This window comes from Lawsonibacter sp., from assembly GCF_022777125.1.
Taxonomy (GTDB): domain Bacteria; phylum Bacillota; class Clostridia; order Oscillospirales; family Oscillospiraceae; genus Lawsonibacter_A; species Lawsonibacter_A hominis.
The window spans coordinates 1-13,844 of sequence record NZ_JALFGV010000100.1 but is presented as its reverse complement, the minus strand read 5'-3'; the positions used below and the strand labels follow the sequence as shown (position 1 = coordinate 13,844).

General features: G+C 65.1%; 10 protein-coding genes. 5 read left to right on the top strand and 5 right to left on the bottom strand.

The genetic code is table 11. From position 1 onward, the window contains the following. Positions 1 to 156: 156 nt before the first annotated feature. Complete coding sequence (gene addA, locus MR825_RS08730) at positions 157 to 3,750, bottom strand: helicase-exonuclease AddAB subunit AddA (RefSeq protein WP_287880216.1); 3,594 nt, start codon at positions 3,748 to 3,750, stop codon at positions 157 to 159. A gap of 50 nt (positions 3,751 to 3,800) precedes the next feature. Continuing rightward, positions 3,801 to 4,022: a helix-turn-helix domain-containing protein gene (locus MR825_RS08725; protein WP_186907219.1), complete on the bottom strand. Its 222-nt coding sequence runs from the start codon at positions 4,020 to 4,022 to the stop codon at positions 3,801 to 3,803. An 82-nt stretch (positions 4,023 to 4,104) separates the two neighbouring features. On the opposite strand from MR825_RS08725, the gene MR825_RS08720 reads away from it, so the two are divergent. Continuing rightward, positions 4,105 to 4,362 (top strand): hypothetical protein, encoded by a 258-nt coding sequence (locus tag MR825_RS08720; RefSeq protein ID WP_186907218.1) that lies wholly within the window; start codon positions 4,105 to 4,107, stop codon positions 4,360 to 4,362. Here MR825_RS08720 and MR825_RS08715 read toward each other — a convergent pair. Both MR825_RS08715 and MR825_RS08710 read right to left on the bottom strand, forming a co-directional pair. Then, complete coding sequence (locus tag MR825_RS08715) at positions 4,316 to 7,648, bottom strand: PD-(D/E)XK nuclease family protein (RefSeq protein WP_287880214.1); 3,333 nt, start codon at positions 7,646 to 7,648, stop codon at positions 4,316 to 4,318. The two genes, MR825_RS08720 and MR825_RS08715, sit on opposite strands and share 47 nt — an antisense overlap. 175 nt (positions 7,649 to 7,823) lie before the next feature. Then, on the bottom strand, positions 7,824 to 9,233 hold the full coding sequence (locus tag MR825_RS08710) for a sigma-54 interaction domain-containing protein (protein WP_186907216.1): 1,410 nt from the start codon (positions 9,231 to 9,233) through the stop codon (positions 7,824 to 7,826). 260 nt (positions 9,234 to 9,493) lie between these two features. Here MR825_RS08710 and MR825_RS08705 point away from each other — a divergent pair, with 260 nt between their 5' ends. Genes MR825_RS08705 through MR825_RS08690 form a run of 4 tightly spaced genes read left to right on the top strand, consistent with a single transcriptional unit; the run spans position 9,494 to position 13,370 of the window. Next, positions 9,494 to 10,810: a CitMHS family transporter gene (locus tag MR825_RS08705; RefSeq protein WP_186907215.1), complete on the top strand. Its 1,317-nt coding sequence runs from the start codon at positions 9,494 to 9,496 to the stop codon at positions 10,808 to 10,810. Between the two features lie 32 nt (positions 10,811 to 10,842). After that, positions 10,843 to 12,192 carry an acyclic terpene utilization AtuA family protein gene (locus MR825_RS08700; protein WP_186907214.1) on the top strand — a complete coding sequence of 450 codons (1,350 nt, stop codon included), beginning with the start codon at positions 10,843 to 10,845 and terminating at the stop codon, positions 12,190 to 12,192. A 1-nt stretch (position 12,193) separates the two neighbouring features. Next, positions 12,194 to 12,493, top strand: a complete 300-nt coding sequence (locus MR825_RS08695; protein ID WP_186907213.1) for an AtuA-related protein — start codon at positions 12,194 to 12,196, stop codon at positions 12,491 to 12,493. A gap of 22 nt (positions 12,494 to 12,515) precedes the next feature. After that, complete coding sequence (locus tag MR825_RS08690; RefSeq protein ID WP_186907212.1) at positions 12,516 to 13,370, top strand: acetoacetate decarboxylase family protein; 855 nt, start codon at positions 12,516 to 12,518, stop codon at positions 13,368 to 13,370. A gap of 109 nt (positions 13,371 to 13,479) precedes the next feature. On the opposite strand, the gene MR825_RS08685 is transcribed toward MR825_RS08690, so the two are convergent. Further along, positions 13,480 to 13,844 (bottom strand): 3'-5' exonuclease (locus tag MR825_RS08685; protein WP_287880205.1); only part of this gene is annotated, 365 nt, incomplete at its 5' end.

Below are 13,844 nucleotides of genomic sequence, written 5' to 3'. Positions count from 1 at the left end.
AGAGTGGGTGAACAATTATCCCCGTGAAATCTTGGGGTGGAGAACGTCCGAAATCCTGTTTCAAGAGTGCGTCGCCGCCCTTGGGTTTTAGTCAAATATATTTTTTTATATTTTTTTCGCATTTACTATTGACATTTTCGTCTTTTTTCGGCCGTCTCACAGGTCCACCGCCCGGTCCAGGGCGAAGAACCACAAAACCCGCCGCGTCACGGGGCGGCCGGTGATCTCGGCAAGGGCCCGGCTGTAGGCGGCCAGCTGTCCCCGGTATTCCTCCGCCCGGGCCGCCGCGGTTTGCTCCGTCACGCGGTCCGTCTTGAAATCCACGACCGTAATGCCCTGCTCCGTTTCAAAATAACAGTCCACCACGCCCTGGAGAAGCACCCGCTCCCCGGCGCCCGCATCCGGGTAATAGTCCCCGGCGTCGGCCAGGAGCGAAAATTTGAACTCCCGGTGCAGGGCGGCGCTCCCCCGTACCGCCCGGCCCAGCGGAGAGGCAAAAAAGGCGGTGATCTTCTCCGGCCGGACGGCCTGTCCCTGCTGGGGCGTCAGATAGGCCCCCTCCACCAGGCGGCGGATCTCCGCCTCCACCGCCGCCGCGGTATCGGTTCGGGCAAAGTCGATGTACTGCATCACCAGATGCAGGGCCGTTCCCTTCTGGGCCGGAGTAAGCCCAAATTCCTCGGCGGCGAACCGGGGGCGCTGCAGGGGCCGCGGGCGGGGGGGGTGTGGCGCCTGTTCGGCGGCCTCCTCGTCCAGAGCCCGGCCCTTGAGCTGGGTGGCGGTGAGCTTGGAGGGGATGGAGACGTCCCCCGCGTGGGGGTAGCGCCAGCGCAGCCGCGCCGCCAGCGCTTCCGCGTCCGTCTCCTCCTCTGCGTTCCGTTCCGGCTGCCGGGGCGCTGTCGCCGGGGCGGTGCGGAATTCTCCTGCGTCCACGACGCGCACGTCCCACGCCGGTCCGAACGGTACGTCCGGCGTTTCCACCTCCCGCTCCGCGGCCCGCCGGAGGGGCGCTCCATCCGGCCGGGCCAGGGCGGCCAGCAGCACCCACTGGCCGACGCTCTGGCAGCCCAGCAGCACCTGGGGCTCCACCGGGCAGCCCGCGTCGCCGGCCAGCCGCTCCAGCTCCCGCCCGCCCTGGGACAGGGCGCAGGAGAGGATCAGCTTCTCCTTGGCCCGGGTCATGGCCACATACAAAAGCCGCAGCTCCTCGGCCATCATTTCATACTCCAGCTGCCGGGCCACGGCGCTGCGCGCCAGCGTGGGGTACTCCACGCCCCGCTCCAGGTCCAGCCGCTTGGGCCCCACCCCCAGCCGGGGGTGGAAGAGAATGGGGCGGCTCATGTCCTCCCGGTTGAGCCTGCGCATGAGCCCGCACAGGAAGACCACCGGAAATTCCAGCCCCTTGGACTTGTGGATGCTCATCAGGCGCACGCCGCCCCCCGTCCGGCCAAGGGCGGGCAGCGCCAGCTTGGCCCCGTTCTCCCGCAGGCGGGTCAGATAGGACAAAAAGCCGAACAGGCCCTTGTGGCCCGCGCCCTCAAAGCGGCGGGCCAGTTCGGCCAGCGCGAGCAGGTTGGACTGCCGGGTCTCCCCCTCGTCCATCGCGCCGAAGACGCCCAGCAGATTGGTCCGGTCGTAGAGATGCCAGAGCAGCTGGTGGCAGCTTCGATCTGCGGCGCCGAAGCGCAGCTCGGCCAGCTCAGCCAAAACGGCCGCGCAGTCCGCGCCGCCGTCGGCCTGCAGCGCGGCGTAAAAATCCCCCTCCGGCGCGGCGGAACGGATCTGGGCCAGCCGGTCGGCGGAAAAGGCATACACCGGGGAGCGTAGCACCGAGATGAGCGGCACATCCTGCCGGGGATTGTCCACGATCTGCAGCAGCGACAGCGCCACCGACACCTCGGTGGCAGAAAAGAAGTCCCCGCCGCCCTCCGCCTCCCAGGGGACGTCCCGCTCCCCCAGGGCGCGGGCGTAGTGGTGGAGCACGGTCCCGGGCGAGCGCAGCAGCACCACGATGTCCGAGGCCCGGACGGGACGCAGGCCCCCCGCTCCGTCGGAAACCGGAAAGCCCTCCTCCAGCAGCCGGCAGATCCGCCCGGCCACAAAGCGGGCCTCCAGCAGATCCCGCGGGGCTTTGCCGGGCCCCTCCTCCTCATCGTCTTCCTCCGCCGCGCAGTCCAGCGCATCCAGCTCCAGCGCGTAGAGAGCGCCGCCCTCCTCCTCCGCCTCCGGATAGTCCGCGCCGGGGTACAGGGCGTCCTCGTCGGTATAGTCCATCTCGCCGAACTCCTCCGACAGGAGGGCCCGGAAGAGGTAGTTGGCCCCCTCCAGCACCTGGGGGCGGGAGCGGAAGTTTTTGGACAAAATGATCCGCCGCTCCTCCCCCTCCGCGGCCTCGGTATAGGGCTTGAAGGAGCGGTATTTGCCCAAAAAGATGGTGGGATCGGCCAGACGGAAGCGGTAGATGGACTGCTTCACGTCCCCGACCAGAAACAGATTGCGCCCCTGCCGGGACAGGGCTTGAAAAATGGCGTTCTGGACCTGGTTGGTGTCCTGATACTCGTCCACCATGATCTCGTCGAACCGTCCGGCCCACTGCCGGGCCAGGGCGGTGGGGCCGCCGTCCTCCCCCACCAGCAGACGCACCGCCAGATGCTCCAGGTCCGAAAAGTCCAGCACGCCCCGCCGGGCCTTTTCGGCGGTATAGCGGGCCTCAAAGTCCTTTACCAGCGCAAACAGGCCCCGCACGGCCGGGTAGACCGCCCGCAGATCGCAGAGCAGTCCGGCGCTCTCGTCCCCGAACCAGTCCGCCAGCTTTTCCATGCGCTTTTTGCACTTGCTCCGGATGTCCTTGACCTGCCGGACCAGCGTCTCCGGGCAGCCGCCCATCTTTTTTCGCCCCGCCGCGGGGAACGGGATGGGCAGCGCGGCGCGGGCCGCGTCCCAGCCCCGCTGCGCGCCCGCCGCAAACGCCCGCAGCCCCTCCAGCGTGGCGGAGAGCGTGGGGCCGTAGTTGCCGTCCAGCCCCCCGTCCAGCGCGCACAGCTCCAGCGCACGGGCCACGCGCCCCGCCCAGTAGTCCGCCTGACGGCGGGCGTCGGCGAGCAGCAGTCTCCCCCAGGGGGTCTCGCCCGCCTCCTCCACCCCCTCCAGGGCAAAGGCGCGCTCCTGTGCGTCCAGCCAGGCCGCCGGGTCCGGATGGGCCTGGACCCGGCCCCGGATGTCCAGCACGATCTGCACGAGGCGGCTGTCATCCCGCCCGGCGGACATGGTATCCACCAGCCGGGCAAAATCGCTGCCCTCGGCCAGGCCCTCGTAGCGCTGCTCCAGCACGTCGTTGAGGGCACGCAGCATCAGCACCCCCGCCTCCCCCTCGTCGCAGAGCTTGAAATCCGGGTCCAGGTCGATGGAATGGCCGCACTCCCGCAGAAACTGGGCGCAGAAGGCGTGGACGGTGGAGATATTCGCCTTGTAGACCAGCGTGGACTGGCGGCGCAGGCGGCGGTCGGCGGGAGCCTCTGCCAGCCGGGCGGAGAGCTCCTCCACAATGCGCGAGCGCAGCTCGGCGGCGGCGGCTTTGGTGTAAGTGATGATCAGAAAGCGGTCGATGTCCAGTCCCTCTCCCGTCACACGGGCCAGAAGCCGCTCCACCAGCACGCGGGTCTTGCCCGACCCGGCGGCGGCGGACACCAGCAGGGCTCCGCCCCGGTCGTCCACCACCGCCTGCTGTTCCTTTGTCAGGGAAAAGGCCATAGGGATCACCTCTTTTTCGATTGCTTCCGGTCCATGCGCCGCAACGGCCGTTACCGCGCGATCTCCCGGACCTCGGACCGTCCCACCAGATAATCCAGGGACACGTTAAAGTAGTCGGTCAATGCGATCAATCCATCAGAATCAGGCCGGTTTTTTCCCGCCTCATAATTATGGGCAGACCAGCGCGTTACCCCAAGCATTGCTCCAATGGTCTGCTGAAAAGCCTGTCTTTCTTCCCGCACAGCCGAAAGCCGCTCTTCAAACGACGCCATTTTATCCTTCCTCTCTTGACAAGGTGCGTTCATCTCACTCTACCAATTGTAGCGTTAAATTCCACATCAAGGGAGTGTTTTTATGTTTGATTTACTGGAATTAGAGCCGTTTCTTCCATCCAATCCGTCTCCCGAATACAAGAAGCAGCTTGCCGTTGTCGATCCCTCTCTCCAAACCATCCCGGACCTGACTTCAAGGGCGTTTTTTGACGGCTTCTGGGAAGAGAACGCCAAGCTGTCGTCCATCGAGCCGGAGGAATCCTTCCTCCACGGCCTGCGTATGGGCGCGCAGCTCATCCTTGCTCTTGCGCAACCGCTTCCCAAAACGCCTCGCCCTTAACCGCGGGCAGCCAGCGCTTCCGGTCGCCGCCCTTTCCCTCCTCGAAGTGACAGGCGGCCGCGTACGCGCACCACTGGCAGGCGTTGTGCTCCGGCCCCCGCCAGAAGGGGTCGGCGGCGATGTTGCCCGCCGCCAGCTCCGTGCCGATCTCCCGCAGGATCCTTCCGGTATGCTTCGCCAGCTTTCCCAGCCGCTCGGCGGAGACCAGCGCCTCCCCGGTGACGGCCCCCGCACGGTTGAGACGCACGGGCAAAAAGCGCATACCCTCCCCGTCCGTCCGCTCCATGGCTGCCAGCACCTCCGGCTCGTCCAGCACCAGGCCCCGGCGGCGCAGCTCGGCGTCCGCCTTTTTGCGCCGCTCCGCCTCGGTCATGGAGCGGCTGCCCGCCACCACCGCGTCCCGAGCGGGCAGATAGAGCACTCCGGCGGGCACGATCTCCGCTCCGTAAAGCGCCTTCCCCGCCTCCTCCAGTGTAAAGAGGTAAAGCAGCATCTGAAGCCCCATACCGTTCCAGATATCGGTCAGGTCAAAGGATTTCCGGCCGGTCTTGTAGTCCACCACCCTCAGATAGAGCCGCCCGTCGTGGACCCAGCCGTCCACCCGGTCCACAAAGCCGGAAATGCTGACGGTCACGCCGTCCACGGTGAGCTCTACCGGCGGCAGCTCGCCGCCCCGCCCGAAGCCCAGTTCAAAGGAGATGGGCTGGAATTCCGAGGCGGAGAGCTCCTCCGCCACGTTCTCCACCACGGCGCAGACCGAGGAGAGCAGCCGGCGGAACAGATACTGAAACCGGGGCGTCTCCTTCTCCAATCCCCCCAGCTCCTCGTCCACGTAGCGCTCCACGGCCTGCCGGGTCAGGGCGCGCAGCTGTCCCGGCTCCAGCTGCCTGACGCCGCCGAGCTCCTTTGCCTGACGCAGCACATGCTCCAGCACAAAGTGGACGAAGGTGCCGTACTCCGGCGCCTGGAATCCCGCGGCGCGGCGCGGCTCCGCCTTGAGGCCGTACTGCATGAAGTAGGAGAAGTGGCAGGACTTGTATTTGTCCATCCGGGAGGCTGACATGGGCACACGCTTTCCATAGAGCCGCTCCACCACCGGCCGGGTCAGGCTTCCCCGCTCCAGACGGGCGGCGCGCTCCATCCGCGCGACCAGGCTCCGGCAGTCCGGCAGCGCCTCCAGCGCCCGCCGTGCGGCCGGACTGCGCCCGGCCAGCTCCAGGGCCGGGCGGGGGGCGGAAAGGCGGAAGGAGCCGTCCAGGGCCTGCTCCCGCACCTGCCGTCCTTGGGGAAACAGCGTTCCCAGCTGATGGAACAGAAAAGCCGGCCGGTGCTCCTCCCCCTCCGCGCCGGCAGCGGACCAGCTTACATAGAGGCGTTGGGACGGCAGGGCGCAGGTCTCATAGACGATGGTCATCTCCCGGTCGAGCTTTTCCGCCAGCCGGGGCGCCAGCTCCAGGCCGTAAGAGGCCAGCAGCGTGCGGTCGTCGTCGTTGAGCAGGCCCGGCGAGGGCGCGGCCTGCGGGATCGCGCCGTCATCCGCGCCCAACAGGAAAAGTACTTTACAGTGCTTATGAGCCAAGCGGGGCATTTCTCCGGCATTGACCCGGTCCAGCGACACGGGGATGCTCCCCACGTCATACTGGGAGAGCACCAGGGAAAACAGCCGGGCGAACTCGTCCAGTTCCATGGGGGTCTCCCCCAGGATCTGTGCGCACTGCTCCAGCGCGGTGCACAGGATGTCCCAGAGCTGGCCGTATTCCTCCGCCAGCGCGGCCTCTCCCCTGTCCCGCAGCGCCCCGGTGCGCTCCTCCAGCCGCGCGGGCAGGCCGATCGTCTCCAAAAAACGGTAAAGGGCAATCGCTTGCCCCCTTCCCGTCTTGCTCCGGTTTCGCCGCAGCTCCTCCAGGGGGGCCGCGATCTGCCGCCGCAGGGCGTTCAGCCGCTCCAGCAGGGCCCGGTCCCCCTCGGAAAAGGGCAGGCCGTAGCCCTTGGGGTGGTTCGTCCAGTCCCGCGGCCCTGTCCAGGCGCTCCCCTCCAGGTTCCACTTGAGCACATAGTTCTCCAGCAGGTCCACGTCCTCCGGCGCCACTTCGGTCAGGCCGGTCTTCAGATACCGGAAGACGTCGTCGTACCGGTAGCCGCCCGCCGCCGTATCCAGGGCGGCGGTCAGCAGGGCCATCACCGGCTTTTGGAGGATATCGCTCATGCGGCTGAGAAAAACCGGCACCCCATACCGGGCAAACACCGTCTCCACCAGCGCGTCAAAGCCCTCCATGCTGCGGGCGCACACGGACAGATCCCGAAAACGGTAGCCCTCCTCCCGCACCAGGCGGAGGATCTCCGCCGCCGTCCACTCCACCTCGGAATAAGGGGTGTTCGCGGTAAAACGGACGACGGCTTCTTCCGCCGCCCCGGCGTAGGGGGCCGGACGGCTTGCAAACAGCTGCTCCTCGAGGTAGACAAGTGGTTTTACTTTCCCATCCAGCCGAACCGGCAGCACCTGGCTCTGCCAGGGGACCCCCACCTCTTTTGCCAGGCGGAGCAGCTGTCCCGCGGTCCGCCGGGCGGGCGAAAAGACCCCCGCGCCGCCCTCGTCCTCCTCCAGATGGTCGCAGGTAAGAGCCACGGTCACGCAACCCGCCTGGCGCAGCAACGGGCGGAGCACCTGCCGCTCCTGGGGCGTAAAGTCGGTAAAGCCGTCCACATAAAGCTCCCGCCCTCCGGCCCAGGCGCACCGCTCCAGCACCGCGGCCAAACGGGTCAGGCGGTCCCGTGGGTCGGCCCCCTGCCGGGCCGTCAGCGCCTCATAGGCTCCGTAGATCAACGACAAGTCTAAAAGCTTGTCACCCTCAGCTCCTCCGGCCTCCTCACCCGCCGTCCACAAGTGCTCGGGAGTAACGGCGCAGGTCTTCAGCTCATCCACCGTGGCGATCAGTCCCGAAAGGAATTCCGGCCTGCGGGAGGGGCGCCCATAGACCTTCAGGCGGTCGGCCACCCCCTTGAGCGCGGCGCACATGAGCAGCAGCCGCCCGCCGGGATCCAGGGCCGGCTCCGCCAGCCCGCCGCAGACGGAAAAGACCCGATTGGCCAGCCGGGTGAAGGAGAGCACCTCTGCGTATTGGCTGACCCGGCTGCCTCCCACCTCGCACAGGCGGCGTTCCATGTCATGGGAGTGCTGCTCCGGGACGATCAGCAGCTGCGGCCGCTCCGGCCCCCGCTCCGCCATGGTGCGCAGCAGCGTTTCGGTCTTCCCGCTTCCCGCCCGGCCCAGCAAAAGCTTGAGCATCGCTTCTCCCCCTCTTCCTTCTCCAAAACGTTCGTTCCAACGGTTTACAGTTTTGCCCGGCCGCTCGCATCCCGGGCAACGTCCCCCGGCAGGCGCGCCGTCTCCGCACCAAGCGCCGCCGCGCTTCAAGCCCTCCAAAGCGCCTTCCCGATCCAGGCTGGGCCTTCGCTCTGCACTATTGTACCACAGGCTCTGATTTCTTCAACTTTTTATAAAGCAGAGAGCGGTGGATGCCCAAACGCCGGGCGGCTTTGGACACCGATCCCCCGCATGCGTCCAGCGCCTTTTGGATATAAGCCTGCTCGAACCGGGCGCAGGCCTCGTGGAGCGGCGTCTCTTCCGCCATTTCCGGCTCCCGCCCGGCCCCTGCCGGCACAGCGGGCGCCGCCGCGGCGGGGCTCTGGATATCCATCCGGCCGGAGATCGCATAGCGCTCGATCACATTGCGCAGCTCCCGGATATTGCCCGGCCAGCCGTAGGCAAGCAGGCCCCGGCGCATCTCCTGGGTCAGGGCGCGGCTGAGCCCGTATTTCCGGTTGTTTTTGGCCAAAAACAGCTCGGCCAGCGGCAGGATATCTTCCCGCCGCTCCCGCAGGGGCGGCAGGAACAGCGGCATGACGTTGAGGCGGTAATACAGATCCTCCCGGAAGCGTCCCTCCGCCGCCATACGCCGCAGATCCCGGTTGGTGGCCGCGATCAGGCGCACGTCCGTCTTGACGATGCGGGTACCGCCCACCCGCATCACCTCTCCGGTCTCCAGCACCCGCAGCAGCTTGGCCTGCATGGCCGGGGGCAGCTCCCCCACCTCGTCCAGAAAGAGGGTGCCGTGGTCTGCCATCTCAAAGAGCCCCGGCTTGCCGGAGCTGCGGGCCCCGGTAAAGGCCCCCCGCTCATAGCCGAAAAATTCCGACTCCACCAGCTCCGCCGGGATGGCCGAGCAGTTGACCGGGACAAAGGGCTGCGAGGCGCGCTTGCTGTTGTGATAAATATAATTGGCCAGCACATCCTTGCCGGTGCCCGTCTCTCCACAGAGCAGCACGGTGGAATCCATGCTGCTGAGGTAGCGGGCGTCGTCAAAGGCCAGCCGGGCCGCGGGGCTGTTGCTGATGATGACCTCGGATGCCTCCTTGCGGGCCTCCAGATAATCGGCGATATCCTTATAGTTCCGGAAGCTGGATTTTTCCTGGGTAATATAATCGGAGAATTCCGCAAGCATCCGCTTGGGAATGGAAAATTGGGCGCTCATGATGACTTCGCCCTTTTCATCGCAGATCGGCTCGATATGGGTAAACAGCTCGTCCCCGTACTTGCTGACGTTATAGGCGTTAAAGGGGGACTTTTTCCCATCGTACATCTCCCGGGAAACCGAGCGCAGCCACAGCTTCTTTTCCCGCAGCTGCTCCAGGGTCATGCCGGTGAGTTCCTCCTTGGTCATGCGCACCGAGGCCGCCATGCGGGCGTTGACGTAAAGGATGCGCTCGTTGCGCCAGGTGACGAAGATATTGCCGAAATAGCTGTCCAATACCTTTTCCGCGTAGCGTGCAAACTGCTCCGGGTATTTCTCGATCAGCGTCTGGAGTCCCATCGCGCTCCCTCCAAGTCTCATTTTAGAGACACTTTCGTCTCAGATTTGATCCATAGTTTCAAAATTGAGACATTTTACTTCCCAAACAGGGTAACACAAAAGGGCCGGGAACGCAAGGCTTTTTCCCGCTTCTTCCCTTTGGCACGGCGTTTGCTTTACGACAATGGCGGGAATCTTCCCCGGAAAGGAGTGAAAACAAGCAAATCCCCGCCTTGCAACCTGTGCGAAAGCGTGTAAAATCGTGTTAGGGAGGAACTGTTATGGAACTCTGGTTAAGCATCGTCGGATTCCTGGTCGTCATCGGCATCATCGTATCCATCATGACCAAAAAGCTCTCCACCATGGTGGCCCTGTCGGTCATTCCTCTGATCGGCGCCATCTTGGTCGGGCAATTTACCAGCATCCCGGCCTATCTGGCCGCCGGGATCAGCAAGGTGGCCGTCAACGGCGTCATGTTCGTGTTCGCCATCCTCTTCTTCGGCACCATGATGACGGCGGGCGCCTTCGACCCCATCGTAAAGTTTATCATCAAATGCTGCCGGGGCAACCCGCTGTATGTGTGCATCGGCACCTACGTGCTCTCCATCGTGGGGCATCTCGACGGTTCCGCCACCACCACCGTACTGCTGGTCTGCGGCGCAATGATCCCCATCTATCAAAAAATGCATATGCGCCTGCGCAATCTGGCCGCCATCCTGGCCATGGCCGCGGGCCTGATGAACATCTCTCCCTGGGGCGGCCCCACGCTCCGGGCGGCCACCGTTATGGAGGCCGATCTGACCGAGTTCTTTCAGCCCATGCTGGTGCCGATCCTCATCACCATCGCCGTCGGCCTGATCCCCGTGGTGCTGCTGGGCCTGTCCGAGACCAAACGGCTCAAGGCGGAGGGCTTTGATTACGCCGGCGTCTCCACCGAGCATCATGCGGAAGAGCTGAGTGAGGAAGAGCGCTCCCTGCTGCGGCCCAAGCTGACCGTGATCAACCTGATCCTCATCGTACTGGTCGTCGGTCTGATGATCTCCGGCATCCTCACGCCCGGCGCCGCCTTCCTGACCGGCACCGCCCTGGCCTGGCTGCTCAATTACCGCAAGCTGGCCGACCAGCAGAAGATCATCCGCCTCCACGGCGCCAACGTGGTCTTCGTGGTCAGCGCCCTGTACGGCGCCGGCGTGCTGATGGGCGTGCTCACCGAGTCCGGCATGGCCGCCGCCATGGCCAATACCCTGGTCAGCCTGATCCCCGCCTCCATGACCAAGTTTGTCCCTATCCTGGTGGGCGTCTTCGCCACGCCCTTGTCCCTGGTCTTTGACGCGGATACGTTCTATTACGGCATCCTGCCCGTGCTCACCCAGAGCGCCACCGCCATGGGCCTGTCCGGCGCGGGGATCTGCTATGCCGCGCTGGTGGGGCAGCTGACTCTGGGCTGGGCCATCACTCCGCTGACCCCCGCCACCCTGCTGATGACCGGCATGTGCGATCTGGATCTGGGCGAGCACCAACGCTATACCATCAAATTCGTCTGGCCCCTGTCCATCGTCCTGCTCATTCTGCTGACTGTCTTCGGCCTGATCCTATAAAACGCTACCCCGGAGGAAAGGACTCTGATACCATGAAAAAAATTCGTATCGGCAGCGGCGCAGGCTTCGCCGGCGACCGGGTCGATCCCGCGCTCACCCTGATCGAGCACGGGGAACTGGACTACATCATCTTCGAGTGTCTGGCCGAGCGCACCATCGGCCTGGCCCGGCAGGAAATGCTGCACGACCCTTCCAAGGGCTACAGCCGCCTGCTGGAATACCGGCTCTCCCAAGTACTCAAGCCGGCAAAGCAGCACGGCGTCAAGATCATCACCAATATGGGCGCCGTAAATCCCCGGGCCGCGGTGGCCAAGGCGATGGAGATCGCCCGCGCCCAGGGCATCACCGGCCTGAAGTTCGCCGCCGTTACCGGCGACGACGTATTCAGCCAGCTGGAGCAGTATTCCGACGCGCCCATTCTGGAGTTTGACGGCACGGTGGGCCAGTGGACGGAGAGGCTGGTCTCCGCCAACGCCTACATGGGAGCCGAGGGGATCATCCAGGCCTTGAAGGACGGCGCGGACGTGGTCATCACCGGCCGGGTGGCCGACCCCACCCTGACCCTGGCCCCCCTGCGCTATGAGTACGGCTGGACCATCGACGACGCCGGTCCGATCGGCCAGTGCGTCCTGGCCGGACATCTGCTGGAGTGCGGCGGGCAGGTCACCGGCGGCTACTACGCCGACCCGGGCTATAAAGAGGTCCCCGACCTGGACAACCTGGGCTTCCCGCTGGTGGAGTTCGACGAGACCGGGCGCTTTACGCTGACCAAGGTGGCGGGCACCGGCGGCCTGGTCAGCGTGGATACCTGCAAAGAGCAGATGCTCTACGAAATCCATAATCCGGCCGCCTATCTGACTCCGGACGCCATCGCGGATTTCTCCCATGTGCGCTTCACCCAGGAGGGCAAAGACCGCGTGTCCGCCTGGGGCGCCACCAGCCACGGACTGCCCGGGCAGCTGAAGGTCAACGTCTGTTACCGGGACTCCTTCATCACCGACTGCGAGATCAGCTACGGCGGCTGCAACGCTCTGGAGCGGGCCAGGCTGGCCGGTGATATGTTCCTCAAGCGGCTGGACCGCCTGGGCGTGGCCTACACCGAGACTCGGGTGGATTACATCGGCTACAACTCCCTGTACCGGGATAAGCTGGCCGCCTGCCTCAGTCCCAGCCCCGCCGCCGAGATCCGCCTGCATGTGGCGGTGCGCACCGATGACCGGGAGAACGCCGTCATGGTCTCCAACGAGGGCGACTCCATCTATACCAACGGTCCCACCGGCGGCGGCGGCGCCACCATGCGTATCTCCGAGATCATCTCGGTCTTTTCCTTCTTTATCCCACGGGATGCAGTCCGCGCCCAGGTCGAATGCGAGGTGCTCTGACATGAAACTGAAAGAAATCTGCCACTCCCGCACCGGCGACAAGGGAGACATCTCCAACATCTCCCTGATCCCCTGGAACGAGGCGGACTATCCCATGCTCAAGGAGCAGGTCACCGCGCAGCGGGTCAAGGAATACTTTTCCGAGATCTGCCTGGGCAAGGTCACCCGATACGAGGCGGACGGCATCTGCGCCCTGAACTTCGTCATGGAGCAGGCCCTGGGCGGCGGCGTGCTGCGCAGCCTGGCCATGGACAAGCACGGGAAGTCCCTCAGTTCCGCGCTGCTGGAGATGGAGCTGTAGCGGTGGAAAGGAGGTCTGTTTGATGTTCCGGTTCGAAGAAGGGCGCATGTACCAGATGCCCGTACATTTCGGTCCCTGCTGCACGCCCCGTCAGGACCCGGAGGGGAAACGCTTTTGTTCTTACGGTCCCCAGGAGAGCGCGCTGCACACCCTGGTCTGCCAGACCGAGGGCGCCGCGGTGGAGCGTTTTTTGCCTGAAGGCTTTTCCCTGCGCCGCCCGTACCTCTTCTTCACCCATAAAATGCACCGCAATCTGCCCTGGCTGGCCGGGCGCGGATATAATGTGGTCACCTGCAACGTGCCCGTGACTTATACCGGGACCCGGGAGACCGTACGGGGACAGTATCAGCTGGCCATTTGGGAGAGCCATGCCGACCCCATCCTGTGCGGACGGGAGCAGCTGGGGTATTCCAAGCTTTACGCCGAGATCGAGGATCTGCATGCCTTTCAGGGCGTCGCCTCCGCCGCGCTGTCCTCCTGGGGCTTTCGTTTCCTGGAGCTGCGCTTTGACCGGAATCGCCCTCCGGAGGATGCGCCTTTGCTGGAAGCGCTGCTCTCCGACCCGGAAAACGAGGGACTGCTCCACTATAAGTACATCCCCCGCACCGGAGACGGCTTTTCACAGGCTGACGCAGCCTATGTGACTCTGACGCCGAAGGTCTTTTCTCCCCCTCCCGGCCTTCCCGCCCTTCCTCCGCCGGAGCGCACACTGTGCTCCGGCGGTCTGGAATGGCATACGCCGGAGTGGAGGGACATGCCCACCCAGTACCATATCGTGCAGGGCCTGGCAAGCCTCCCCGTGCTGCGGGTGATCGGCGCGGCTGCGGCGCAGACAAAGCATTATAACGACGTCTATGACCAGAGGATCGTTCGATAGCACACAGCAAAACGGCGGCGCAGGATCCTGCGCCGCCGTTTTGTGCGTGCGGTTGCTCTGGGGCCGGGCGTTCCAGGCTATGGATCCTCCCGCACTCCAACGCGGCCCTTTAAAACAGACGCATCTGTACGCCCTGGGATCTCGGCCGGGGCGGCAGGGCCTCCCCCCGCTCCAGTCCTCCCTCCGGAACGGCCTTTAAAAACGGCGACGGTTCACCGGCATGGAGCATCACCAATTCGTCCCGCGCACGGGTCATGCCCACGTACAGAAGCCGCCGCTCCTCCGCCGCATCGGTCTGCGCCCCCTCCCGTTCCAGCGGGATGAGACCCCGGCTCACGCCGCATAAAAAGACCACCGGCCACTCCAGCCCCTTGGCGCCGTGAAGCGTGGACAGGGTCACCGCTCCGGCGGCATAGCCCGCCCCGGCCCGGCGCAGCAGGTCCCCCTCCTGTCCAAGCGTCAGGTTCTGCAGAA

Coding starts and splice junctions, on each gene's coding strand:
- addA (WP_287880216.1), bottom strand. CDS start 3,750: ATGGCCTTTTCCCTGACAAAGGAACAGCAGGCGGTGGTGGACGACCGG.
- MR825_RS08715 (WP_287880214.1), bottom strand. CDS start 7,648: ATGCTCAAGCTTTTGCTGGGCCGGGCGGGAAGCGGGAAGACCGAAACG.
- MR825_RS08705 (WP_186907215.1), top strand. CDS start 9,494: ATGGAACTCTGGTTAAGCATCGTCGGATTCCTGGTCGTCATCGGCATC.
- MR825_RS08720 (WP_186907218.1), top strand. CDS start 4,105: ATGTTTGATTTACTGGAATTAGAGCCGTTTCTTCCATCCAATCCGTCT.
- MR825_RS08710 (WP_186907216.1), bottom strand. CDS start 9,233: ATGGGACTCCAGACGCTGATCGAGAAATACCCGGAGCAGTTTGCACGC.
- MR825_RS08725 (WP_186907219.1), bottom strand. CDS start 4,022: ATGGCGTCGTTTGAAGAGCGGCTTTCGGCTGTGCGGGAAGAAAGACAG.
- MR825_RS08695 (WP_186907213.1), top strand. CDS start 12,194: ATGAAACTGAAAGAAATCTGCCACTCCCGCACCGGCGACAAGGGAGAC.
- MR825_RS08700 (WP_186907214.1), top strand. CDS start 10,843: ATGAAAAAAATTCGTATCGGCAGCGGCGCAGGCTTCGCCGGCGACCGG.
- MR825_RS08690 (WP_186907212.1), top strand. CDS start 12,516: ATGTTCCGGTTCGAAGAAGGGCGCATGTACCAGATGCCCGTACATTTC.